Origin of the sequence: Micromonospora sp. WMMD1155 (assembly GCF_029581275.1) — a bacterium.
Lineage (GTDB): Bacteria > Actinomycetota > Actinomycetes > Mycobacteriales > Micromonosporaceae > Micromonospora.
The window spans coordinates 5,705,209-5,729,945 of sequence record NZ_CP120742.1 but is presented as its reverse complement, the minus strand read 5'-3'; the positions used below and the strand labels follow the sequence as shown (position 1 = coordinate 5,729,945).

The 24,737-nt window shown below is 70.9% G+C and carries 22 protein-coding genes and 1 pseudogene; 14 read left to right on the top strand and 9 right to left on the bottom strand.

What is annotated here, in order from left to right:
• Positions 1-22: 22 nt before the first annotated feature.
• The 5 genes from O7617_RS26245 to O7617_RS26225 all read right to left on the bottom strand — a co-directional run bounded on the left by O7617_RS26245 (position 23) and on the right by O7617_RS26225 (position 4,639).
• A complete protein-coding gene (locus tag O7617_RS26245) occupies positions 23-433 on the bottom strand; it encodes a hypothetical protein (protein WP_282258795.1) in 411 nt (136 codons plus the stop codon).
• Positions 433-1,815 (bottom strand): WXG100 family type VII secretion target, encoded by a 1,383-nt coding sequence (locus tag O7617_RS26240; RefSeq protein WP_282258794.1) that lies wholly within the window; start codon positions 1,813-1,815, stop codon positions 433-435. The genes O7617_RS26245 and O7617_RS26240 overlap by 1 nt, the downstream gene beginning before the upstream one ends.
• Positions 1,812-2,126 carry a hypothetical protein gene (locus O7617_RS26235; RefSeq protein ID WP_282258793.1) on the bottom strand — a complete coding sequence of 105 codons (315 nt, stop codon included), beginning with the start codon at positions 2,124-2,126 and terminating at the stop codon, positions 1,812-1,814. Before O7617_RS26235 ends, O7617_RS26240 begins: the two co-directional genes overlap by 4 nt.
• Positions 2,127-2,133: 7 nt before the next feature.
• The gene (locus O7617_RS26230) at positions 2,134-2,553 is read right to left on the bottom strand and encodes a YbaB/EbfC family nucleoid-associated protein (protein ID WP_282258792.1); all 420 of its coding nucleotides are present in this window, start codon (positions 2,551-2,553) and stop codon (positions 2,134-2,136) included.
• Positions 2,554-2,731: 178 nt separating this feature from the next.
• Positions 2,732-4,639 (bottom strand): N-6 DNA methylase, encoded by a 1,908-nt coding sequence (locus tag O7617_RS26225; RefSeq protein WP_282258791.1) that lies wholly within the window; start codon positions 4,637-4,639, stop codon positions 2,732-2,734.
• Positions 4,640-4,741: 102 nt separating this feature from the next.
• On the opposite strand from O7617_RS26225, the gene O7617_RS26220 reads away from it, so the two are divergent.
• From O7617_RS26220 to O7617_RS26180, 9 genes are all read left to right on the top strand, one after another.
• Positions 4,742-5,266, top strand: coding sequence for a DUF4352 domain-containing protein (locus tag O7617_RS26220; protein WP_282258790.1), 525 nt, complete (start codon positions 4,742-4,744; stop codon positions 5,264-5,266).
• 101 nt (positions 5,267-5,367) lie between these two features.
• Complete coding sequence (locus O7617_RS26215) at positions 5,368-7,143, top strand: DUF6119 family protein (RefSeq protein ID WP_282258789.1); 1,776 nt, start codon at positions 5,368-5,370, stop codon at positions 7,141-7,143.
• 51 nt (positions 7,144-7,194) lie between these two features.
• The gene (locus O7617_RS26210; RefSeq protein ID WP_282258788.1) at positions 7,195-7,812 is read left to right on the top strand and encodes a hypothetical protein; all 618 of its coding nucleotides are present in this window, start codon (positions 7,195-7,197) and stop codon (positions 7,810-7,812) included.
• Positions 7,813-8,046: 234 nt separating this feature from the next.
• Complete coding sequence (locus tag O7617_RS26205; protein WP_282258786.1) at positions 8,047-10,500, top strand: AAA family ATPase; 2,454 nt, start codon at positions 8,047-8,049, stop codon at positions 10,498-10,500.
• Positions 10,497-10,889 (top strand): hypothetical protein, encoded by a 393-nt coding sequence (locus O7617_RS26200; RefSeq protein ID WP_282258785.1) that lies wholly within the window; start codon positions 10,497-10,499, stop codon positions 10,887-10,889. The genes O7617_RS26205 and O7617_RS26200 overlap by 4 nt, the downstream gene beginning before the upstream one ends.
• Positions 10,890-11,008: 119 nt before the next feature.
• A complete protein-coding gene (locus O7617_RS26195; RefSeq protein ID WP_282258784.1) occupies positions 11,009-12,616 on the top strand; it encodes a hypothetical protein in 1,608 nt (535 codons plus the stop codon).
• A 62-nt stretch (positions 12,617-12,678) separates the two neighbouring features.
• The gene (locus O7617_RS26190) at positions 12,679-13,515 is read left to right on the top strand and encodes an aldo/keto reductase (RefSeq protein ID WP_282258783.1); all 837 of its coding nucleotides are present in this window, start codon (positions 12,679-12,681) and stop codon (positions 13,513-13,515) included.
• Between the two features lie 46 nt (positions 13,516-13,561).
• The gene (locus tag O7617_RS26185; protein ID WP_282258782.1) at positions 13,562-14,824 is read left to right on the top strand and encodes a hypothetical protein; all 1,263 of its coding nucleotides are present in this window, start codon (positions 13,562-13,564) and stop codon (positions 14,822-14,824) included.
• A 57-nt stretch (positions 14,825-14,881) separates the two neighbouring features.
• Positions 14,882-15,490, top strand: coding sequence for an XRE family transcriptional regulator (locus tag O7617_RS26180; RefSeq protein WP_282258781.1), 609 nt, complete (start codon positions 14,882-14,884; stop codon positions 15,488-15,490).
• A gap of 75 nt (positions 15,491-15,565) precedes the next feature.
• Here O7617_RS26180 and O7617_RS26175 read toward each other — a convergent pair.
• Positions 15,566-15,676: pseudogene (locus O7617_RS26175) on the bottom strand (hypothetical protein); the annotation flags it as partial.
• A 124-nt stretch (positions 15,677-15,800) separates the two neighbouring features.
• The gene (locus O7617_RS26170) at positions 15,801-16,727 is read right to left on the bottom strand and encodes an AraC family transcriptional regulator (RefSeq protein ID WP_282258780.1); all 927 of its coding nucleotides are present in this window, start codon (positions 16,725-16,727) and stop codon (positions 15,801-15,803) included.
• A 102-nt stretch (positions 16,728-16,829) separates the two neighbouring features.
• On the opposite strand from O7617_RS26170, the gene O7617_RS26165 reads away from it, so the two are divergent.
• The 5 genes from O7617_RS26165 to O7617_RS26145 all read left to right on the top strand — a co-directional run bounded on the left by O7617_RS26165 (position 16,830) and on the right by O7617_RS26145 (position 20,237).
• The gene (locus tag O7617_RS26165) at positions 16,830-17,342 is read left to right on the top strand and encodes an NAD(P)H-binding protein (protein WP_282258779.1); all 513 of its coding nucleotides are present in this window, start codon (positions 16,830-16,832) and stop codon (positions 17,340-17,342) included.
• Positions 17,324-17,662: a hypothetical protein gene (locus O7617_RS26160; RefSeq protein WP_282258778.1), complete on the top strand. Its 339-nt coding sequence runs from the start codon at positions 17,324-17,326 to the stop codon at positions 17,660-17,662. The genes O7617_RS26165 and O7617_RS26160 overlap by 19 nt, the downstream gene beginning before the upstream one ends.
• 97 nt (positions 17,663-17,759) lie before the next feature.
• Entirely contained in the window at positions 17,760-18,788 is a 1,029-nt protein-coding gene (locus tag O7617_RS26155; RefSeq protein WP_282258777.1) for an SEC-C metal-binding domain-containing protein, read from the top strand.
• Positions 18,789-18,853: 65 nt separating this feature from the next.
• A complete protein-coding gene (locus O7617_RS26150; RefSeq protein WP_282258776.1) occupies positions 18,854-19,582 on the top strand; it encodes a hypothetical protein in 729 nt (242 codons plus the stop codon).
• A gap of 160 nt (positions 19,583-19,742) precedes the next feature.
• Complete coding sequence (locus O7617_RS26145; RefSeq protein ID WP_282258775.1) at positions 19,743-20,237, top strand: DUF2231 domain-containing protein; 495 nt, start codon at positions 19,743-19,745, stop codon at positions 20,235-20,237.
• A 22-nt stretch (positions 20,238-20,259) separates the two neighbouring features.
• Here O7617_RS26145 and O7617_RS26140 read toward each other — a convergent pair whose 3' ends face one another.
• Entirely contained in the window at positions 20,260-20,907 is a 648-nt protein-coding gene (locus O7617_RS26140; RefSeq protein ID WP_282258774.1) for a DUF998 domain-containing protein, read from the bottom strand.
• Positions 20,908-21,033: 126 nt separating this feature from the next.
• A complete protein-coding gene (locus tag O7617_RS26135; protein WP_282258773.1) occupies positions 21,034-24,378 on the bottom strand; it encodes a S8 family serine peptidase in 3,345 nt (1,114 codons plus the stop codon).
• Between the last annotated feature and the right edge of the window lie 359 nt (positions 24,379-24,737).

Sequence of the window (24,737 nt, the reverse complement as noted above, 5' to 3'; positions counted from 1 at the left end):
CGTGCGTGTGACCAAGCAGTTGTCAGCTGTACCAGAACATCAGGTCGCGTGCCTGTCGCGAACAAGCCGTCAACTCCGGCACGCTCCGGGACGGGACGACGTAGTCACGCTCGCGGATGAGCGCGAGGAAGTCCTCCGGCAACGCAACGCGGTGACGCCGTACGTAGTAGGCGAGGTCCTTGCGCCAAAGCCAATCGCCGTCGGTGATGACGGTCGAGCCGTTCATCACCTGCCGGGTCGAGTCGAAGGCGTCGTCGGCGACGTCCATCACGTCGATGAGGACGTGTCCCGAGTTCAGGTAGGCGACCACCCGGGTGACGTCGGGCAGTTCCTCAGTGGCGACGCTGTCGAAGATGCTCTCCTGCGGCTCGGCGGAGCGGACCGGCCCGAACTCACGGAACATTCCCGCCGCCTTCAACTGACCGCCGTCCATCAACGCCCACCGTTCGGATAGAAGGTCTTCCACTCTCCGTCGCCCCGGATCATCGGGGTTTGCCCCACGGGACCATACCGGTCGACACCGACAGCGTCGGTTGGTGCCAGCACAGGCACCCCGAGGGCGTCGGCGACCTGTTGAGCCGCTGGTGGCACACCGGCCTCGGGGGCAACTGCGCCGGTGTGACAGGACACCAGTCGCACCGGGCCACCGTCGTAGTGCGGGTTGCCGCGAATGGCATCGGCGATCTGCTGTGGGTGGGTGAAGTTCGCGGGGTGGTCGGCACCGTCAGCGCCTACGAGGCCAGGTCGGAACAGACCGGTACGTTCGCCGTGCACGATCACATCGTGATGCCCGGGGATCGGCGCCACCGCGTCGAAGTTGCGCATCGTAGCGCTGTCGTAGCCAACGGCCGTGCTGTTCGGCCTGTGGTAGACCGGGTCCCCGGCCGGGAGGTTCGCATCCGGCGGTGGCGGCGCCTGCGGATGCGTGGAAGGGTCCTCCCAGTCCGACCGACGCCCCATCGAGTCAAGATCCGGCTCTCCCCATGGCCCAGTGCGTCCACTGGGTGCGCCTCCATGCGCCGGGTTGACCGGGTCTGTGCGGGCAGCTCGCCGCAGGAGGGTATTGAGATCGTCCATCAGGTCGCCCAAGCGACTGAGCAGCGGGGTCAGCCGACGCATGCTGCTGATCAGCGCGCTGATCAGCCTGGCGATCCGCGCAGCCCACTTGGCCACCAGGCTGCTCACCTGGGAGATCACCAACGGAGTCGCGATGCCGAGCGTCACACCGGCCTCGGCCAGCCAGAGCGGCAGCCTGACCGCCAGCACCGAGACGAAATCCGCGATCAGGTCCCGAACCAGCTCGCGGACCAACGCCACCAACAGTCCGGCACCCTCCACGAGCGAAGCGATGCCGTCGGCGGCCCGAGCGAGGCCCTCCATTGCCCGGATCTGACCCGACATGTGTGCCCGGTAGGCCCACGCCGAGGCGCCCTGCCACTCGGCGAGCTGCGTGGAGAGCGCCGCTTGCAGATCGGCCACCGTATCGGTGCTCTGCTTCGCGACGTTACGCCACGTGTTCGCGTACGCGCTGATCTGGTCCGGGTCGCCGGCCAGCCAGTCCAGCGCGTCCGACAGCGGCTTGACATGTTCGAGCAGCCAACCGACGCCCCAACTGACCAGCGACCCGAGCGGGTCGAGCACGGTGGCCAGAGCATCCATCGACGTGGCGACACCACCGATCGTCGAGTCGATCCAGCTTCCCGACTCGATGCCTGACACGGTGTCAGCGACGTCCTCGACCAGCCCGAGCCCGGTGTACCACTGGGTCGAGTCGTGGCGCTGCACCACCAGCGGGTTGGCCGCCATGTCGGTCACAGCGGCAGTTCCAACCGGCCGGCACTTTCGGCAAGTCGTCGTGCGTTCTCCACGTCGGTGGCTTCGGTCGAGGCAGCAACCGCTCGCAGGTTGGCTGCCGCCTCACGCAGTGTTGTAGCGGACCCTCCCAGCGCGGTCACCGCCCTGTCCGCCACGGGATCGATCAGACGAGGCAGGAACCCACAGATCTGCCCGTACGCCGCTGCGCCCATCTGCACGTACGCCGCTGCGCCGCGAGCGGTCTCCATCTTGTCGGCGGCGTCGTCGACCGTTGCGGCATGCCGAATGACCGCCGCCACCGACATGAGCATCTCGGTGTCACCAGCCACTTCTGGTGTCCCGTTCCCACCGTTCGGGCTGCTCGTCAGCGGGCTTGGGGAAGCGCCTGGCAAAGGTGTCGGTGATCGCCCGTCCGGTCTCCGAATCGGTGCCCACGGTGTCGTGCACCGCGACCATCACCTGATCGGTCAACCCGGCCTGCGCACGGGCGACCGTTGCCATGATGATGCTGGCAAGTTCAGAGCCGCGCATCCGCTGAACGCGGTCGTCCAACCGAAGGTCCGTAAGCGCCCCCGAGGCGGCGACCGTCACGCGGACTACGCCGTCCGCGCTAGTTGCCGACGCCGCCAGAACCGCAACCCGCTCCGACAGGTCGGCGGCCGCCTGAGCGCGTGCCGACAGCTCGGCTGTCCAGGAATTCAGCATTTCCTGGGCCGCGTCCGGATCCTGACCAAGCACTCCGTAACCTCCCCGCTACGCACCCTCAGCGCCCCGCTCAGCCCTCCACTGTGCCCCAAGATCGCGCTGGGCGATGTCCCCAGCCGTCACGTACAGGACCAACAGAGGGGTCGAGCAGAGTCGCCGAACAGCGATTCAGTGCTGGGGATGACCCATGGCCACCTGACAGGGCCTCGCCCTATCGAATGTCGGCGTCTGGCCGCAGGACCCCCCGCGCCAACCCGTCAGCGGTCAGTTGCGCCAGCTCGGCCCCGAGTGTGGCAGCCTGCCGGATCGCTGACTCGAAAGCCACCAGGCGCTGAAACGCGTCCCCATGAATCCGCTGCCCGTCGAGCGACAGCCGCCGCACCTGCGCCCGCCGAATGTCGAACCGCATCGTGCCCGACAGACTCGACGACTGCTTCTCGTTTGCTGACGTCCGCAGCTGACCAGCGAGGAACCACGGATCCAACGCCGCCGGACTGGGCCGCAGCAGGTAGAGGTTGCGCCCCAACAACGCCCCTTCCTCGGTGACCACCCGTGGGACGATCTGCCGCGCGATCATCGGCACCACAACGTCCCCCACCGCGAGGGGGATCTCCTGCCCGAACCGGTCATCGACCCGTCCGGACGCCTCCAATCCGGCGAGCACGTCCTGAACCGTGAGCACAAGCGGCCCGTCGGGTGCTGGTGTGGACGTGCCAGCCCGGACCGGCCCGATCAGTTGAAGGGCCCCGGTCTTCGCCAGCTCCCCCACCGTGAGGAAGAGGCCGTCCGGCCCGTCAGGTGCCGGTGTGACCTGCGGCATCAGGCCCGGCAGCTCCCTCACGACGGCGGCCAGCCGTTCTCTGGTGCGTACCAGATGCTCGCCCGACGCCTCGCCCACGACGGCGGGTTGCCGGCGTGCGGGGGTGAGGTCGACCTCCTCGTCGAGTAGCTCGATGACCGGGACCGCGCGGGCGAACCCGGCCTCCTCGACATCGCCGTCCGGGGCGGCGGCGAAGGCCCGCCACACGGCCAGCACGCGCGGCCCGGTGTCGGCCAGGTCGCCAACTGCGGCGTCGATCAGCAGCGCCCGCGCCGGTGGCGGCGCGTCGGTCGCGGCGCGTCGCAACACCCACAGGTGCAGGGGTACGCCGTGCGGTGCCGCCACCCCTGGCGGGAGCGCGATGACGGCACGTAGGTGACCTCGGCGGAGCAGTTCGCCGCGGATGCGTTTGCCGGCGCGGCGGCTGGCGACGGTGGGTGGCATCAGCAGGACCGAGTGCCCGCCGACCCGCAGGTGGGCGAGGGCGTGTTGCACCCAGGCCAGCTCGGGTTCGGTGCGGGGTGTGGTGCCGACGATCCAGCGGGGGTCGTGGCCGAGTTCGTCGTCGCCCCAGTTGCTGGCGCCGAAGGGTGGGTGGCAGACGACGGCGTCGACGGCGCGGCCGGCGAAGGCGTCGGCGCGCAGTGAGTCACCGGTGCTGACCTCCCCGGGTACGTCGTGCAGGGCCAGCCACAGGCCGGCGAGCCGGGCGAGGTCGTCGTCGAGTTCCTGCCCGTAGACGGAGGTGCTGCCGGCGCGGACGGCGGCCCGCAGGATGGCGCCGGAGCCGGCGGCCGGGTCGAGGACCGAGCCGCCGCCGACGTTGGCGAGCCCGATCATCAGGTCGGCGAGGGCGTCGGGGGTGGCGAAGGGGCGGCCGGGCCCGGGTGCGGAGAACCGCTGCCACAGCTCGTCGAACGCGCCCTGCGGGCCCAACTCGTCGGCGAGGGCGTCGACGTCGGGCAGCAACGGCGCGAGTTGGGCGTCGACGCTGACGCTGCGGGAGCCGCGTTGACGGGCCAGCAGCAGGGCGCCGACGGCGGCGAGGCCTGCGGCCGGGGAGTCGCTGGCCGCGGCGAGGTGTCGCCAGAGCCGGTCGGCGGTGGCCAGCTCGGGGAGCTTGCCCTGGGTGCGTAACCACTGCTCGACCTGGATCAGGTCGAACTCGGGGCTCGCCGTCGTCCCGCCAACCGGGGCAGGGAAGTCGGGGTGCCGCTTACGCCAGTTGCTGACCGCAGCGCGACCGACGCCGGCGAGCCGGGCGATCGACGCTGCCGTGATGGTCGGGTTCTCCTGCACGTCGAAAGTCTCGCACAACTGTCAAGCACGAGATTGTCTGTTGACAGTGTTGTCGGACGATGCTCTTATTGACCTCGCAACGTTCACATCAGGAGGACAACGATGCGCAAGACCACCACTCTCGCTCTGATCGCCACCTGCCTCATCGCGCTCGGCTGCGGTGCCGGCAGCACCGATGACGCGACCAGCAAGGCCGACGCCGGCGGCGCCAAGGGCGACGACAAGCCGAAGACCGCCAAGGTCGGTGAGCCGGCCCGGGACGGGAAGTTCGAGTTCACGGTCAAGTCGTCCAAGTGCGGCGTGGCCAAGGTCGGCAGTGCCCCGCTCGAGCAGAAGGCGCAGGGCCAGTTCTGCCTGGTCACGGTCAACGTGAAGAACATCGGCAAGGAAGCGCAGATGTTCGACGGCAGCAGCCAGAAGGCGTACGCGGCCGACGGCACCGAGTACTCCGCCGACTCCGGCGCGGCGATCTACGCGAACAAGAACGCCGAGACGTTCCTCAACGACATCAACCCCGGAAACCAGGTCACCGGCGTCGTGGTCTTCGACATTCCGAAGAACGTGAAGCTCACCAAGCTCGAGCTGCACGACTCGCCGTTCTCCGGCGGCGTCGACGTCACCCTGTGAGCTGACCGCCCGCGCCGAGGGCGGGACCCGCGAAGCCCGTCCTCGGCGTACCCCTCCCCCCGCACCACCGCCACCCCGATTCTCAACGCGAGGAGATCGACGTGCGCCGTGCGAGCCAGCCGACCACGATCCGAGCCACCACGACCCGACCGACCATCCGCCGTGTCGTCCGCAAGGACGTCACCCATCCGCCGTACGACGCACCCACCCTCTTCGACCTCGACCTGCCCGAGCGACCGGAGGGCACCTACCTGACGTCGGTCTACCAGCTCGAACGGGTGACGCCGACCATCGAGGGCCTGCATGAGGCGGTGAACCACCGCTACGTGCGACAGCACGACTTCCTGGTCGAGGAGCGCTCGGTCGCCGGTGCGCCGGCGCTGCTGGTGCACGGGACGGTGCCGCGCCAGCGGGCCGACTGGTGCGATGTACTCGCCCGGCTGACCGGGGAGGAGACCGAACTCGGGTTCAGCAGTGGCGGTGCCGCGTTGCTCGTCGCGGTCGACGACAACGTCTACGCCCTCACCTACGGCACGGTCGGCCGTCACATGGTCGATCTGGACCTCGCCAACTCGGGCTTCGGAATCGGCTTCGCGGTCCGCTCGCTCGCCCCCGACGAGATCAAGCAGGTACGCCGGCGGGTGTTCGGCACCTCCGGCCGGGTCGACCGCAACATGGTCCCGGGCGGTCAGCACATCCGGATGTACGGCATCGACAAGTGGGGCGAGATCGTCGGCCAGGTCTGCGGGCGGACGTTCAACCCGACCCTCACCGTCTGCCGGTCTACGGGTAGGGCCACCCCGGTCGAGGGCAGCGACACCCTGCGCATCCATCTCGGTGTCGAGCCCGCGAGCCTGCTCGCCGACCTGCGGGAGATCGACCGGGTCTGCAAGCAGGAGGCGCCCTTCGCCGACCTGGAGTTCATCACCCAGATCCGACCGGTGCCGGCCCGGGATCCCCGGCTGTCGCAGGTGGAGGAGCAACTGGACCGGCTGCTGAGGTTGCCGGATCCGGCGGACGTCGGACTGGCCGTGCCGGGCCGGGTCTTCAGTGAGATCGAGCGGATCCAGTCGTACAAGCTGCGAGTGCCGAAGTCCGGCCTCCGCCCGGTGCACCTCACCGAGCTCACGCTGGCAGACGTGCTCGCGCAGACCGAGGGCGTCCCGGACGGCGAGCGGTGGACGTCGCTCTGCACCGGACGCGTCAACCTCTACACCGACGCGGCTGGCGACGAGGAGATCGGTTCGACGTCCGCGTCACGGTGGATCACTGCACAGCTCGCCCACGGTGCGAGTCAGCTCCTGCTGCACGAGGGCGGCTGGTACGAGATCGGCGACCGCCACCGCGCGTTCCTCCGCGACGAGATCGAGCAGATCCTGGCCAGGCCGGCCAGCATCGCACTCCCGGCCTGGACCACGGAGCAGACGGACGAGGAGCAGTACAACGTCCACGCTGCACGGGTCTGCGGTCTGACCCTGCTGGACCGGCGGCTGCTGCGGACGAGCCAGCACCACCGCGGTATCGAGGCCTGTGACCTGCTCGGTCCCGACGACGAGCTGATCCATGTCAAGCGTGCCAAGGGGAGCTCGGCGTTGAGCCACCTCTTCGCGCAGGGCGAGGTGTCGGTCGACGCCCTGCGGTACGAGGCCGACGCCCGCACCGCGCTGGCCGAGATGGTCCGTCGGCAGCCGTCGGCGCGCGTCATCGACCCCGGCTTCCAGCCTCGCAAGGTCGTCTACGCGATCGCCCTCGGCTCCGGCAAGCCGCTCACCGTGGACTCGCTCTTCACCTTCGCCCAGGTCGCGCTCTACCGGGCGATGAAGTCCCTGCGCAACGAGGGCGTCGAGGTCGAGGTCGTCGGCATTCCGTCCGCCTGATCCGTTCACGGCATCAGCTCCACAGCATCCCGCTCGACACAGGAGAGAACCATGACCGAGTCTCAGCACCAACCGGACCCGCAGGCCGAACCCACGGCGCAGCCCGAAACCGCGAGCCCCACCAGCCCGGAGCCCGTCACTCGGAAGAAGTCCCAGGTTCGGTGGATCATCGCCGGTGCCGCCGTCCTGGTGCTGCTGCTCTGCTTCGGCGGCTGCGGTGTACTGCTGGCCACGACGAACGGTGCGGAGTCGCCCGATCAGGGCAAGGCCCCCTCCGCCACCGCTTCCCAGTCGCGCTCCAGCACGTCCGGCCCGACCAGTGCCGCCGCGCCGACGACCGCGCCCGCGACGACGGCGCCGCCCGCCCCCGTCTACGACACCCCGACGAAGGGCGACTTCACGCTCAAGGTCAAGACGCTGCGGAAGCAGTGCTTCGGCAGTGCCGGCTGCAACATCACCTACCGCATCGACGTCACCTACACCGGCGACGGCCTCGACCCATCCAGCACCTACGAGGTGACGTACGAGGTGAAGGGCGCCGAGGACCCCATCATCAACACCTTCGAGGTGACCGGCGACTCCGCCTCCGTTCAGCAGGAGGAGACGGCCAGCACGAAACGCTCCGGCGACAAGCTGACCGCCGTCGTGACCGACGTGTCGGAGCTGTGAGAACCCAGTGAGCGACTGGCACAGGAACGTCACACTCTGGCCGCTCGTCAAGGTGCCCCGAAGTCGCGGCAGCCGACGCTGAGCCGCTGATTCGTCTACGACATCAGCTCTACAGCGTCCGACGACCATCACCGCCCGCCTGAGCCGGGCCGACAGCAACCCCTCACTTCCACCGCTAACCCGGGCGGGCCGACGAGCCGTCGGCCCGCGGACACCACACGCCTGGAGCCGACAATGACCCAGCCTCCGCAGTCCACCGCGCCCCTGATCGAGCTGATCTTCGACCAGCTCGCCGCCGCTGACGATGTCCCGACCGAGACCGCCGAGCTGGTTCTCGCCGCGCTGACCAGCGACGACGACCTGACCACGGCCCTCGCCGGCACTCCCACCCGGCTCGACCCCCGCTCCCCCACCGGTGACGGGCCGCCGGAGCGGATTTGGTTAAAGTCGGTGACCGTCGCCGGGTTCCGGGGCGTCGGCCCGGAGCGGACCCTCCAGGTCGACCCCGGTCCGGGCCTCACCCTGGTCGTCGGCCGCAACGGCTCCGGCAAGTCCAGCTTTGCCGAGGCCGTCGAGCTCGCCCTGACCGGTGACAGCGCCCGGTGGGCCGACAAGACCAGCGTCTGGCGTACGGGGTGGCGCAACCTGCACAACCCGGACCCGTGCTGGGTGGACGTGGAGCTGCGCGTCGACGGGGTGGCCACGCCGACCCGGGTGCACCGAGCCTGGCCGGTCGGGGCCGAGCTGGCCGATGCCGAGGTGACGGTCACCAGCGCCCGGGGTCGGCACACCGGCCTCTCCGAGCTGGGTCTGGCCCGCCCGCTGGAGCTGTACCGGCCGTTCCTCACCGCCGCCGAGCTGGGCAAGCTCGCCGGCGGCACGCAGAGCCAGCTCTTCGACGCGCTCTTCGCGATCCTTGGGCTGGACGCGCTCACCGACGCCGACCAGCGTCTGCTGCGCGCCGCCCGGCCGCACGACACGACCATCAAGGAGGTACGCGGACAGCGTGCCGCCCTGGTCAACGCGCTCACCGACATCGCCGACGACCGGGCTCGACGGACCACCGCACTGCTGCGCGGGCGGGGCGGCGTCGACCTCAGCGCGGTGACGGCGATCCTCGACGAGCCGGACGAGGCGACCACCGACCGGGAGGTGCTGCTCTGCCGGGAACTCGCCGACCTCGCCCCGCCGCCGGTCGACGAGGTGACCCGGCTGGCCGTTCAGCTGCGGGAGGCGGCGAACGAGGCCCTGCGGTACGACGGTGGCCGGTCCCGGGCCGCGTTGCGCAGCGCCGAACTCCTCCGCCTCGCCCTCGAACATCACGAGGACGAGGGCGACGGGTCGTGTCCGGTCTGCGCCACCGGCACCCTCGACGGTGGGTGGCGTGTCGCCGCCGCGCAGTCGCTCACCGAGCTGCGGCAGCGCAGCGTCGCCGCCCAGACGGCGACGACTCGGCTCACCGCTCTGCTGCGGCAGGCGCACCATCTGATCGACGACCTCGCGGTCCCTGAGAGCCCGGGGTCGGAGACGTCGGTCGGCGCGCTGCACGACGCCGTTGCCGCGCTGCGGCGCGTACCCGGAAAGCCCGCTGACCTGGCCGACCACCTGGCCGCGCGGTACCCGGCGGTGGTGGCGGCGGCGGACGCGGCCCGCGCGTACGCCGAGGGGTTCCTGCGGCAGCGCGACACCGGCTGGCGGGCCGCGGCGGCCGACGTGCGCAAATGGGTGGCCGCCGCCGACGGGCTTGCGGCGCGGGAGGCGACAGTGGCCCGGTTGAAGGCCGCGCGCGCCTGGTTGAAGGGCGTCGGTGCGGAGATCCGCAACGAGCGGGTAGCGCCGTTCGCCGGGCATTCGCAGCGGATCTGGGCGCAGCTGCGGCAGGAGAGCAACGTCGAGCTGGGTGCGATGACGCTCGAAGGGGTGAACACCCGACGGCGGGTCGTGTTCCCGGTCAGCGTGGACGGCGCCGACAACGGCACGGCGCTGGGTGTGATGAGTCAGGGTGAGATGCAGGCGCTCGGGTTGGCCACGTTCCTGCCGCGCAGCTGCGCCCCGGAGAGTCCGTTCCGGTTCATCGTGGTCGACGATCCCGTGCAGAGCATGGATCCGTCGAAGGTGGACGGTCTCGCCCGGGTACTCGCCGAGCTAGCCGAGGACCGGCAGGTGGTGGTCTTCACCCACGACACCCGCCTGCCCGACGCGGTCACCCGGCTCGGCCTCGGCGACGCCCGCATCATCGAGGTGACCCGGGCGGAGAAGTCGGTGGTGACGTTGCGGCCCGGCTCCGACCCGGTCACCCGCTACCTGGACGACGCGTCCGCGTTGGCGCGCAACGAGGAGATCCCCGCCGAGGTACGCGGGCCGGTGGTCGCCGAGCTGTGCCGCTCCGCGATTGAGGCGGCCTGCCACCGGGCGGTCTGGCGGACCCGGGTGGCGCGGGGCGTTCCGCACGCCGATGTCGAGGCGGCCATCGAGGACGCGTCCCGGCGGGTCGCCACCATCGTCGCCCTGGCGGCGTTCGACGACGCCGAGAAGGGCGGCGACGTGCTCGGCTGGCTCCTCCGCCGGCACGGACGACGGGCGGTGAACGCCTATCAGGCGTGTCGGGAGGGCGTCCACGGGGCGTACCTGACGGACCTGCCCGGACTGGTCGCGGACGCCCGCCTCCTCGCGGGGGCGCTGTCGTGACCGCGCCGACGCCACAGCGCTGGCTGGCGGCGGCCGACCAGTTGCTGCGGGGGTCCGGTGTGCTCGGTGCCGCGGCGGTGAGCGCCGGTTGGTGGCCCCGGGCCTGCGCCTGCCTGATCCGGCTCGCTCTCGAAGGCGGCATCGACGCCTACTGGCGGCGGGTGAAGCCCTCGGTGGCGGCGTGCCGGCAGGGTCGCGCGAAGCAGCTCATGCTGCGCGGTCGGCTCGGCCCGGGCACCGAGACCGCCCGCCGGGCGGCTTTCGCCTGGGCGAGCCTGTCCGCCGCCACCCACCACCACTGCTACGAACTGGCCCCCACGGCTGCGGAACTGCGTCGCCTCCATACCGAGGTGAGCGCCCTGCTCGCGCAACTTGAGCCGACTGGCTAGATCTGTTCAGTCACTCGCGTGTGGACACTACGCGGGATGAATTGCCGCTCCGGTTGAGCCGGGGTGATCGCCCTGACACGTACCGTGATGCCCCTGTTGTCGATCATGGAGGATGTGGGATGGCGCCCGAGGCCGAAGGATCCGCGAACGAACTTTCCGTACCTTCTGCCAACGTCACCGACGTCACCGATCCTCCTGGCGATGAGCCGAGCGTCAGTCTGGTGGAGATCGGGCCGGGGCTGGCCGTACTCTTCGCGGACCAGCCGCCCGTCGGCTTCGACGTGATCCCCTTCGAGATGATGAGCGCTGAAGCAGGCCGAGGCCTGGCCGACAAGCTCGCGATAGCCTCGGGCATCGGCAATCTCGCGGCGCAGGGCGCACAGGCTGCGACCACCGTGCAGGGGCTGGTACGTCTGGCGCCCGAGACTTTGCAGGCGCTCAAGACGGCGCAACCAATGACGTCGGGCGGCTGGAACCTGGGTTCGCTCGTCGCCGGCAACGGAAAGATCGCCGCCTCGGTGCGGTGGGCACCCGTGACAGGCGCGCAGACCGCGTCCATCCTCTCCGCTCTCGGGCCGGCCGCCGCGCTCCTGGCGCTGCAGGTGCAGTTGGCGTCGATCTCACGTCGCATCGACGAGAACGTCAAACTCACCCGTGACGTCCTTCGGGCGCTGCACGAGGACCAGTGGGCGATGCTGCTCGGCCTGCACGAGACGACGATGCGCGCCGTGCGCGAGGCCCAGGCGGTCGGCACCGTCAACGACCACATCTACGCGGCCATCGCGACCAGGGACCCGGACCTGCGCAAGCAACGGCTGCTCTTCAGGTCGTTCGTCCGCAGTCACATCAAGGCGCTCGATACCGACGGACAAAGCCGGCGTGCCCACATCCAGAAGAACGTCGAGCAGATTCTCGCGGACGCTCACGGCATGCTGATGGCGGAGTGGTCCTGGTATCGCTTCCAGGTATTGCGTGCCAGTCACATCAGCCGCGACGAAGCGAATGCCGCCGAGAATGAGCGGCTTCTGGCCGAGTTGGTCGCCGACACTCAGCGCGAGCACACACGAGCCATGGACGAGGTGGCGGGTCTCCTCACCGACCTTGAACGTCAGTGCCGTCTGATCGCCGAACTCCCGTCCGAGTGGAGTCTGCCGTTCACCACGAAGCGTCAGAACATCCAGGAGATCGTAGCCATGGCCGAGGCGTTGGCCGAGCGAGTGGCGACCCTTCGCAACCGTACGCACACGCAACCAGCTCCGCTGGACCCGCCTCTCACCGTCTTCGCTGAGACGGGGCCACATGAGGTGCTGCGGATCCTCCGATGGGCCGTGCCCGGCGAGGAACCTCTGCTGGCCCTGGCCGATGTCAATCTCGATCGCCTCGTCGGTGAGGACGCCTATCTCGGCGTAACACCTGATCGCTTCTTCATCTCGGCGCAGAGCGCGGTGCGTAAACAGGGCACGATCGAGCGCGAGTTTCTCCTCTCGGAGATTCGCTACGTGCGATTCCGCGAACGCGACAAGCGCGGCCCCGTTCTGGACGTCATCACCGCTGACGAGAACATCCGGCTCACGTTCGACGACTGGGCCGGCAAGGGGAAAGGGCTGAACGACGCCTGCCGTCTCGGTAATCTCCTGGCCGCAGCGATGGACCTGCCCGAGAGCGAACGGCGCACCGATCCGCTGCTGAGCGGCGAGTCTTCGAGGAATCGGGCGATAACCCGGTAACCGCAAGGCGTGGCGCACTGAGCCTCCGTCAACGCGCAGCTCCTGCGGGTAGGGTTCCGATCATGACGATTCCCCATCTGACGGCTGCCGACGGCACCGCCCTGCCGGCGATCGGGCTCGGCACGTACCAGCTGAACGGTTCGGCGGGCGTCGACGCGATCGGGCACGCGATCCGGGCCGGTTACCGGTTGCTCGATTCGGCGGTGAACTACGAGAACGAGGGCGCGGTCGGCCGGGCCGCCCGTTCGGCGGGCGACGTGCGGGACGAGTTGATCGTCACGTCGAAGCTGCCGGGGCGGCACCACGACTACGACGCGGCACTGACCACCATCGAGGAGAGTGTGTTCCGCACCGGCCTCGACCGGGTCGACCTGTACCTGATCCACTGGCCGAACCCCAAGGAAGACAAGTACGTGCAGGCGTGGCGGGCGCTGATCGAGGCGCGCGAGCGTGGTCTGGTGCGGCACATCGGGCTCTCCAACTTCCTGCCGGAGCACATCGAGCGGTTGGTGGCCGAGACCGGGGTGGCCCCGGTGGTCAACCAGATCGAGGTGCACCCGTACTTCCCGCAGCAGGAGGCGCTCGACTACCACCGGGAGCAGGGGATCCTGGTGCAGGGGTGGAGCCCGCTCGGCCACGGCAACGACCTGATGCGGCACCCCGTGATCGTGGAGATCGCGAACGCCCTCGGCGTCAGCCCGGCGCAGACCATCCTCGCCTGGCACGTGGCCCGCCAGGTGATCCCGCTGCCCAAGGCCGCGTCGCCGCAGCGGCAGGCCGAGAACCTCGACGTCTTCGGCATCACGCTCACCGACGCACAGGTCGAGGTCATCACCGCGCTGGGCCGCCCGGACGGTCGGCTCTCCGATCAAGACCCAGCGGTGTACGAGGAGTTCTGACCGACCCACCCCTCAGAACGGTCAGGGGGTCGGGACAGCATGGGGCGTGCTCGACGGACTCGACGACATCGACTGGGCGCGGCTGGGCCATGCGTACGGGGCGGCCGACGACGTGCCCGGCCAACTGCGTGCCCTGCTCTCCCCCGCTTCCGCCACCCGGGACGAGGCGCTGGGCGACCTTTACACCAACGTCTTCCACCAGGGCAACCGGTTCGAGGCGAGCGCGTACGCGGTGCCGTTCCTGCTGGAGATGCTCGGCGATCCGGTCACTCCGGATCCGGCGGCGGTGCTCGGGCTGTTGAGCGCCCTGGCCGTCGGGTACGACGAGGGTGTCCTACCGGAGGGTTTCCCGGTGGCCGAATATCGTCGGGCCGCCGAGGGCGGGCGCGCGCTGCTCGCGGCGAAGTCGCCGCCGTGGACCGGCACCGACGAGACCCAGAAGGAGTACGTCGAGTACCTCTACGTCGAGTCGCTGTCCGAGGCGGATCAGGGCCGACTGTGGGCGTACGTCGCGCTGGCGACGTACGACGCGGTGCGCGCCGGGGTTCCCACGATCCGCGCCCTACTGGGTCACGCCGATCCCGATGTGCGCCTGTTCGCGGCGTACCTCCTGGCCTGGTTTCCGGAGGAGGCCGACGACAGCGTGTCCGCGCTGGCCCGCGCGGTCGACACCGCCACCGGCGTCGCGGCGACGCCCGGCGAGGTGGCCACCGTGTTGGTGTCCACGGGGCTGCTCGGTGCCGCGCCGGACGTCCGGTGGTTGACCGATGCACGCCCGCTGGTCCGCTGGGCCGCCGCCGTCGGTCGGGCTCGGGTGCTCGGCGCGGCGGCCGACCCGGCGACCGTCGCCGAGGTGTTGGGCTGGGCGTCGGCGGCTTCCGGCGAGGCCCCGGCCGAGCCGCTGGAGGGTGAGTGGGTGCCGTTCCTGGGTGGCGACCTGGGCGGCTACGCGGCGCTCGCCCTGCGGCAGCTCGGTCCGCAGCACGCCGACCGCGCGTTCGACGCGCTGCTCGAACGGTTGCCGACCGTCAGCGGCGAGCGGTCGTTGACGGCGTTGGGGGTGGCGTTGCCGCTCGCGTTCCCGGACGGCCCGGCGACGGCGGGAACACCTGTCGACGCCCTCACGCCCCGACAACGTCGGCTCGCCGAGGCCCTGGGCCGGTCGACCGCGCCCTGGCTGCTCGGCGATCAGCAGTTCGGCAACGTCAGCGAACTGGTCGGCGGCTACGGCCTTCCGGGGGCCCGCGATGAGATGCGCGCCTACCTGGCCCTTGAGGAGGATGGGGGCGACGACTCGCGCCACGGGTGATCGTGGCCCGCTCGACGACATTGCGCAAAAGTCCTTGCCGAATGGCAAGATCACGGTGTGGACGAAGACTTTGACCGCACCCTCGACGCTGTCGGCCCGCGGCTGAAGCAGCTACGGCAGCGCCGCAACATCACCCTCGCCGACCTGGCCGAGGAGACCGGCATCTCCGCCAGCACACTCTCCCGACTCGAAGCCGGCCTACGGCGCCCCACGCTCGAACAACTGCTCCCGCTCGCCCGCGCCCACAACGTCACCATCGACGAACTCGTCGACGCCCCACTGACCGGCGATCCCCGCATCAACCTGCGCCCCATCGCCGTCGGCGACGGCTCCACCATCCTGCCGCTGACGCGTAGGCCCGGCGGCATCCAGGCCTACAAGTTCGTCCTGCCCACCGGCGACGACCATCGCGTTCCCGATCTGCGCACCCATGAGGGCTTCGACTGGGTCTACGTCCTCAACGGCACCCTGCGTCTGGTCCTCGGTGACGACGAGCTCACCCTGCAACCCGGGGAAGCCGCCGAGTTCGATACCCGCACCCCCCACTGGTTCGGTGCCACCAGCTCCGGGCCCGTCGAATTCCTCAGCCTCGTCGGCAGGCAGGGCGAACGCGCACACGTACGCACCAGCCCGAACCAGGTGCGCCCCACCCGCCCGCCGTCATGACGGCGACCGCGCCGGGCCGCCGGAATCCGTACCGTGCCACCCGGACCAGGATCGATCCGGGTGGCACGGCGTCGCTCAGACGAGCCCGCCGAGGGCCGGGTCGCTGATGCTGTCCTCGCCGTTCTCGACGTGGCCCGCGTACCGGTGGGCGAAGTCGGGATCGCCCGCGACGGTGACGGTCAGGTCGTACCAGCCGTGGGTGCGGGAGAGCTGCCAGCGCCCGCTCCGTGTGGCCCGGCCGCAGCGTGAGCGTGACCGGCCGGGAGTTGTACCGGTCGGTGACTGTCACCTCGGCCCGCTTCGACCCCGGTCACGCCGCCTGGTCGCCGCTCCGGGTGAGCCGGCGGTGTCCGCTCGGGCTCACCCCGTGGACCCGTTTGAAGGCCGCGCTGAAGCCGAAGGCGTCCGCGTACCCCAGTTGGTGTGCGACAGCGGCGACCGTCGCCGTCGATTCGGCCAGCACGTCGGCGGCCAGGGTCATCCGCCAGTCGGTGAGGTAGGTCAGCGGCGGCTCGCCGACGAGGTCGGTGAACCGTTTCGCCAGTGTGGACCGGGAGACTCCGGCCTGCGCGGCCAGGCTGGCGAGGGTCCACGGCCGACCCGGGGCGTCGTGCATGGCGCGCAGCACCGGGCCGACGGTGTCGTCGCTCAGCGCGCGGTACCAGCCGGGAGGCTCGGCGTCCGGTTGGTCGAACCAGTCCCGCACGGTGCACACCAACAACCAGTCCAACAGGCGGTCCAGCACGATCTGGCGGCCGGGCCTGCCGGCGTCGAGCTGTGCGTCCAGGTAGTCGCGCAGTGGGGCGCAGTCGTGCTCGTCCGGCACGACGAGCACCGGTGGCAGCGCGCCCAGCAGCCGTTGGGGCACCCGGCCTCGAACGTGGTACACCCCGACGAGCAGCACGAGACGTTCGGTCTGGTCCGCGCCCGTCGAGTCGATCGCCCCGGTCCGGCCGCGCCGGACGTCCCGGAGTTCCCCCGGCTGGAAGCTCGATCGCGGCTCGGCCGAGAACGTGAACGGTGCCGGGCCACGCGCGGCGGCGACCTCCCCGACCCGTACCAGGTGGGGCTTGTCGCTCTCCGGATGGGAGAGCCAACCCTCGCCGCGCAGCGGAACACAGAGCGTCAGCGGGGCACCGTCGGTGAACCGCAGCGCCGAGGGGGGTGTCAGGACGGAACGACCGAAGGCCGCGCCGTCCGCGTGCACGCTCCGCAGCAGACTGTCGAACGGGTCCATGACACCGACGATAGATCCCGGATGATGGCGCTCGGACGATCACACATGCCCGGCGTACGACAGCACATGGGCCGACCGTGACCGGTCGAGTTGACTCGTGGCATGACGACGAACGCCGAGTCGATTCTCGTGATGGCCGGAACCGGTAAGACGGGCCGCCGGTTGGTACCGACGCTCCGGGCGGCGGGCCACCACGCCCGGGCGGCCTCCCGCTCGGGCGAGGTGCGCTTCGACTGGTCGCGGCAGGACACCTGGGAGCCGGCTCTGGCCGGTGCCTCGGCGGTCTATCTGCTGGCCCCGGAGGAGCCGACGCTGGCTGCCGACTTCGTGACGCGGGCGGCCGACTCGGGTGTGCGCCGGATCGTGGCGCTGTCCGGACGCGGGATCGACCAGGTTGGTGACTTCTCCCCCGGGATGGTCGCCGCGGAGACGGCCGTGCGGACGTCCGGTGTCCAGTGGTCGATCATCCGGGCGAACAACTTCAGCCAGAACTTCAGCGAGGACCTGTGGCGCCAACCGCTGCTCGACGGCCGACTGGCCCTGCCGATCGGCGTCACCCCGGAGAGCCCTTCGTCGACGCCCAGGACATCGCCGAGGTGGCCGCGACGCTCCTGACCACCCCCGACCACCACGAACAGGTGTACGACGTGTCGGGTCCTCGGGCGCTCACCTTCGCCACGGCGGTGGCGACGATCGCCAGGGTGACCGGTCGTTCCATCCGCTACGTGGAGTTGACCCCGGAGCAGTACCACGCCGAACTGCTCGCCGAGGGTTATCCGGAGGAGACGGCCTCGGCGCTCAACCTCCTGTTCGACGGGATGCGCGCGGGCCATCTCGCCGAACCGGCCGACGGTGTTCGTCGGGTGCTCGGCCGGGAGCCGCTCGACTTCGACAGCTACGCCGCCCGGGCTGCGGCGGCCGGAGCCTGGTCGTAGTCCGCCCGGCACGCCTGGTCACGGCTCCGGCGGGGTGAGAGCGGCGTAACAGGTGATCTGCCCGCATACCGCGCGCACCCCGACGTACCGTGAGATCGTGCCGACGAGAGACGTACTCACCAAGGCTGACCTCGCTGAACTGCGCCGCTCGGCGCTCGGGACGGCCAACCCGCTCGGCGTCGCCGCCGACCTCGCCGAGGCGGCGGAGCAGGGCCGGCTGGAGGATCCGGACGACGCCGGGGACGCCCTGACCCTGGCCGCCGAGATCGCCGAGATCCGGGCGCGGCCCGAGGCGGCCCTGCGGTACGCGGAGCAGGCCGTGGCGGCGTACCCGTCCGGGGACGACCCGCGGGCCGGATTCGCCCGGGCGCTGCGGGCGCGGGCGCTGTTCCGGGCCGGTGGTCAGGACGACGAGGCGATGGCGGAGTTGACCGCCCTGCGCCCGTTGCTGCTCACGCAGCCCGACGCCCCCGCCTACGTCAGCGCGGCGCTGGACGCCGGTGGCCGTTCGTCGACCGCCGAGACCTGGCTGAGCGAGGCGGTCGACTCCCTGCTCGGCGACCGCGCGACCGGCACCGGCGCGGCCACCGACGCCGCTGTCGACCTCGGTCCGCCGGACGCGCCCGGAGTGGCCTTCTTCCTGCTGCAACAACGGCATCGGGTACGACGGAATCTGAACCTGCCGCACGACCGGCAGGACGACCTGGCGGACCGGCTGGACACCCAGCTCGTGCGCCGGGCCGGCGAGCGCAGGGACGCCGAGTCCGACCTGCTCTTCTGGCCTCGGGCCGAGTTCGACACGTTGATCTCGGAGCATCCCGCCCTCGCCGAGGTCTACGGCCCGGACTGGGACGCACACCGGGGCCGGTTGGAGAAGGAGCTGGTCCGACTCAGGAGCGCCGGTCAGTCCGGCCTGGGCGTGTTCGGCGCGACGGTGGCCGGGCTGACCGCGTTCGCCGGGCGGCGTGACGGCGACCCGACCGACGCGGGCGTCCGGGCGGGGTACGCGGCCGAGGTCTCGGCGCGGCCCAGCGCGCGCATCCCGTGGCCGCCGGAGCGCAACGACGCCTGCTGGTGCGGCTCCGGCCTGAAGTACAAGAAGGACTGCCTGCCCCGGTCGCGGTAGTCGAGGGGCACCGGCGGCGCCCCGGCTGCGACATAATCCGCTCCGTGGCGATGGGGAGACGGCGAGTGGTTGTCGGCGCGGGCCTACTGCTGGCCGTGGCGCTGGCCGGGGGCGGTCTGTGGCACTACGTCGACGGCCCGGACGACCCGATCCACGACAGTGCCGTGGCCGACGCCGCGGAGAAGGTCGACCGGGTTCTCTTCCGGTTCGAGTACGACCACCTCTACCAGGCCGACAAGTACGTGCACTCGGCCAGCCAGGACCCCGACGTCGCGGTCCTCTCGGTCACCGGGGAGACACACTGGGGGACCGGCGTGACGTTGGTGTTGCGGGTGATGGGGCACGGGGTGGAGATCGGCGCGGACGGCTCGGTGATCGGCGAGCGGGACGAGCCGATCTGTTTCCGCCTTCAGCTCGGCCCGGAGGACGACAGCCGCGACGACGACATCGAGTGCCCGCCCGGTGATCCTTTCGAGGTCACCCAGGACCCGTCGCTCGACGGCGTCGACGAACAGCTCGAGAGCGCACTGCGGGGCGTCAGCCCGGACGAGACCGCCGTCCGCGCGGCGATCGACGACCTGAAACTGGACCCCGCCATCACCCAGGAGGTGACCGCGCAGGGCGGCAGGGTCGGGGTGGCCCTGCGGGCCGCGCAGTACGACTGCATCCTGGCCCGGGTCACCGCGAAGGGCGCCGAGCTCTGGCGACCGTCGCACACACAGTTGGCGCCGGGCGAGCTGCCGTGTGCTGCGCGGATCGCTCTGAGCAGCATGTTCGGCAGGAACCCGCGCTGAGCGCTGCCACCGTCGACGACTCAGGACCGTGGTGCCCGGCGCAGCGGCAGGGCCGACCGGGACGGGCGCCGGTGGCAATCTTGGGGCGTGACACGCCCGGCTGGTACCGATAGCGTCCATTCCCGGACGATCGACGTCCGACCGATGTGAGGAGACGCCGATGTTCGAGGAGTTCATGGGCCTCCCCGCCCACCCGCTGGTGCTGCACGCCGCTGTCGTGTTCGTGCCGCTGCTGGCGCTCCTGACGATCGGCTACGCGCTCGTGCCGCTGATCCGGCCGCACACCCGTTGGGTGCTGGGGCTGCTCGCGGTGGGCGCGCCGATCGCGGCCCTGCTGGCGAAGCTCTCCGGCGACGCCTTCTTCGAGCGCATGCGCGCCGGCAACCGGGTGACCCCCGAGTTCCTGCCGAAGTTGGAGGCGCACCAGGAGTTCGGTGACATCACGCTCTGGGCCGCGATCCTGTTGGGGATCGTGGCGCTGGCGCTGGTCTGGTTCGTCGCGCCGAGGGCCGCCGGGGCGGGTGCCGACGGACGCCCCTCTCGACCGCTGACTCTCGCGTTGCAGGTGCTGTCGGTGATCGCCGCCGGCATCGCCGTGTACTACGTGATCCGCACCGGCGACTCCGGCGCGAAGGCGGTCTGGGAGGGTCAGTGACCTGTCCCGCCGGCACCCACGATCAGGCGGCCTCATCGCGCGCCCGCCAGGAGAGCGCCACGAGCCACCCGGAGATGAGCACCGCTCCGACGGCGAAGCGGATGCTCGCACTCCCCTCGCTCCAGGGAAGAGCAGTGAGCACGAAGGCGGCGGCGGCGCTGACGGCGCTGTAGAGCGCCCAGGTCCGGTTGCCGTGGCCGGCGAACCGTCGAGCGAGCAGCAGGCCGGCCGCGATCAGCGACAGGAACGCCGCCGCGCCGCACACCGTGTGCAGGACACTTCCCGTGCTGGCCTGCTCCGGAAGGCCGGTCGGGGCGCCCGGCGGCCAACCGAGCCCGGGATCGGGGGCGAACATCCCACCGCCGACCATCGCCACCCCGTACACGCCGACCAGCACCGGAACCGTCGTGCCGCCCCGACCCGGTCGCAACGCCCGCCACAGGCCCACCGCGAAGGCGACGGCCAGCACGCCGGTGCCCACGAACGCGGTGACTTGCAACCAGCCGAGGCCACCGAGGGTGAGTGAGCTGACCGCGTGCCGCCGCAGGTCGAACCCGGATCGGGTGAACGCCTGGCCGAACGACAGGACGGGAAAGAGGAGGCCGGCCGCCGTGCCACAGCCCAGCAGGAGACGGGTTCGGCGCCGCGGTGTCTCGGCGGTTGGTGTCATGGAGGTGCCTCTCGTTGTCGGCGTCGCGGTTCACCGTCACGACGAACGAGGTGGGATCGGATCGACACCGTGACACAGCACGATGGTGCGGCCCAGCCGGAACCGGGCCGCACCACGTGTCGACTGTCACCCGGCGCGGTACGCCCGGATGATGGTCTGGTCGATCCCGCTACCGCCGTTGCCGGTGGCCTTCACCCGCAGGGAGACGGCCTGCCCGGCGGTGGCCTTCGGCAGCGCGACGCGGTAGGTGTCGCCGCTCCGGGTGACCCGGGCGGTCTTCCAGGTGCCGCCGTCGTCGGTCGAGGTCCAGACCTGGAACGAGGTCACCTTCTGCGTCTTCACACCGTGCGCCTGCCGGACGGCCAGCTCGGCCGTTCCGTCGACCGGGTGGTTGTCGTGGTCCATCGGCAGGGCGTAGTCGACGGCGAGCAGCGGCACCGGCACGCTCCCGGTCCCGTCTGGACCGGCCGACCGGAACGTCCACGAGGTGTTGACCCTGGTGGAGATCGGCAGGATCAGACTGGTGTCGACGTCGAGCGTCGCCCGGTAGTCGGCCATCGATTGCGGAACGGTGAAATCGCCGACCGGGCCTGACCGCTCGTCGACCAGCTTGCCGTTGCGGTACAGCGACAGCTTGCGCTTCACGCCGATCGCCTCGCCCTGCAGGCAGTCGGCCCGCTGGTGCTGGTCGGTGAGCGTCACCATGTCCAGGTGCAGGTTGCCCCGGGTCCGCGACGGCGGGGTGGCGCAGCTCCAGCCGTCACCGGCCGGGTCGTCGTACCAGTCGGAGTGCAGCGGCTGCCGCGCCCAGACCTTCGACTGCCGGCTGCCCGGCCGGTACTGGCGCGGCGCCTCCATGGCCCCCAGTCCGCCGTAGACACCCTGGTCGGCCCAGACGATCTCCGGTGAGAGGTACGACGTCCGGCTCGGCGGCATGATCCCCTCGAAGGTCTGGGTCACCGGCACCCCGTCGGGAGTCTCGCCGAAGCGGACGAACGTGGTGTACATCTCCGGCGAGTCGGTCTGGTGGAACCGCTCGTCGATGCGGGCCAGCCGGGCCTGCTCCGCCCTGGTCACCCGGAACGACGGGTCGGCCGGCACGCCGTCGGCGTACTCGTGCACGATGTTGTAGCGGTACGGCTCCGCGGTGCCGGCCGGCGAGTCCATGTTGACGGCCGCCCAGGTGCGCCGCGATCCGATGGTGGGCTTCGGGATCGCCACGCTGCGGACCGCCGTCGCCGTCCCGAACCCGCTGATCTGGTGCCACCACGGCAGGCCGTTCACCGCGGTCTGGAAGGTGGTGACGTCGGTCCGGGTGGTCTTGGTGGGCATCCCGTCGACGGTCGCCGTGACCGGCCGGGCCTGCGCCGGGTCGAGGGTCACGCTCCGGGCGGCGTGCACGTCCAGGTCACCCGCCGCGGTGAGGGTGCTCTCCTGCACGTCGCTGTCGACGTAGTAGGCGATCGACGCGCCGAGCACCGAGTACCGCCCGGCCGGCACCCGCAGGGTGAAGGTGTCCCCGGGCGTGCCGCCGCCCCCGCCGTAGAACAGCAGGGGGTCGGTGAGGTTGGCGACCATGAGGTTGATCCAGGCGTCCGCGCCCTCCCGCAGGCCGGGCATCGGCTTGGTGTGGATCGTCAGGTCGTAGCTGGGCTGCTCGACGTAGAAGCTCACCGGCGTGGAGGCGACCACGGTGCGGCCGGTGCGGGCGGTGACGGTGGCCAGGTAGAGGCCCGGTCGGCTGGCCAGCGCCTTGCGGTCGATCCGCAGCGTCGCCGCCCCGGTGGCACCCCGCTTGAGGGTCACCCGGCTCGTCGACAACGACGCCGCGCCGCGCGGCACGCTCCGGCCGTCGTGGTTGACGATCGACACGTCGAGGTCGAGGACCGCCGTGGCCGGGGTGGACCCGCCGGTCCAGCTCAGCTTCGTCTCGCTGGTCCCGGACTGCGGGTACGCGAACGTGCCGAGGTTGACCACCGGCTGGTCGCTGGTCGGGCCGCCGAGGGCCCGGGCCGCGTTGAGCCGCCCGGCTCCGACGGCGTACGCGTCGACGCCGGTCAGCGGGTCGGCCGCGCCGACGAGTGCGGCCTTGAGCTGCTGGCCGGTCCAGTCCAGGTGGCGCTGGGCGAGCAGCGCGGCGGCGCCCGCCGCGTGCGGGCTGGCCATCGAGGTGCCGCTGATCGCCTCGTAGTGCTCGTCGATCGGGTCCTGCAGGTTCGTGCCGGCGGCCCGTGCGGCGACGATGTCGACGCCGGGCGCGACCAGCTCCGGCTTGGCCGCGTGGTTGTTGATCAGCGGTCCGCGGCTGGAGAAGTCGGCGAGCTTGTCGTCACGGTCGACGGCGCCGACGGTGAGCGCGGTGGCGGCCGACCCGGGCGAGGAGATCTGCGCGCCGTTGTTGCCGGCGGCGATGACGAAGAGTGCGCCGGTGGCCTTGCTCAGGCCGTCGACGGCGAGCGAGAGCGGGTCGTTGCCGTCGTCGGCGTCGCTGCCACCGAGGCTCATGTTGATGACGTCGGCTCGGGGGGCAGCCCATTCCATGGCCGCGATGATCCCGGAGTCGTCGCCGTAGCCGTGGTCGTCCAGGACCTTGCCGATCAGCAGCTTGGCGTCGGGCGCGACACCACGACGCCGGCCGTGTGCGGCGGCGCCGGTCCCGGCGATCGTCGACGCGACGTGCGTACCGTGGCCGTTGTGGTCGACGGCGTCGCCGCCCTCGACGGTGAAGTCGGCCCGGTCGGCGATCCGCCCGACCAGGTCCGGGTGGGTGAAGTCGGCGCCGGTGTCGAGTACCGCGACGGTGGTCCCCTTGCCGGTGTAGCCGGCCTTCCAGGCGTCCGGCGCGGCGATCTGGCCCAGGTTGCGGTCCAGGGCGGCGTGCTGTCCGCCGCCGGTCAGCGCGGTCGCGCGGACCTTGCGGTCGAGCCAGACCTTCTTCGCGCCGGCGAGCAGCGACGTGGTCGCCAGCTTCGCGGTGGCCGGGTTCTTCTTGGGTACGCGGCCGGCGACCGCGCCGATGCTGGGCAGCGGCAGCACGTCGCCGAGCGCGGCGACCCGGGCGGACGCCGTGGCGGGCTGCACGATGAGCGGCAACTCGGCGGAGTTGTCGTCGTCGTACCCGTCGGCGATCAGCGTGGTGACGTCGAACAGGTCGGGGTCGAGGACCGAGCCGACCTGGGACGCGACCCGGGCGGGGACGACGTGCAGGTGACCGTCCGGGCCGCAGCTCTGGCTGATCACCGCGTTCTGGTCGACCGGCCGGATCGTCGCCTGCGGGCACCCCGAGCCGGTGCTGCGGACAGTCACCACGTCGCCGGTCAGCAGGGTGACGGTGTGCGTCCTGCCGTCGGTCGAGGCGGCGGGTGCACCGGGCCGGTCGATGCCGCCGGCTGTGGCCGAGCCGCCCGGTAGGGCGGTCAGCGTCGTGGCCGTGACGGCAACCGCCATCAGCCACCGCGTTCTCCTGAGCATGGTGCTCCTCGTCTAATGTGGACGAAAGTGCCTCATCGGGCGACTTCCCGCAAGATCATAAGCACGAATAAACGATCTTTTGAGGCCCGTGACGAGGGGTTTTCACCGCCGTAACAAAGGGAGCAGAGGGCGAACAGGTCGAGCCGGTCACCTTCGACTCGCGCCTGGCGCACCTCTACCGCAATGCCGACGACGAACGCACCCACCTGATCATCGCGGTGACACCGCCGACCCCCTGACCGGCCACGGTGGACACCGGAGGGGATCGACGGAACGTCGGCACGGTCCTAGCATGTCGACGAATGGATCTTCGAGATCGGTCGGTGCCGACCCCGGCGACCGGCCCAACCGAAGGGAGA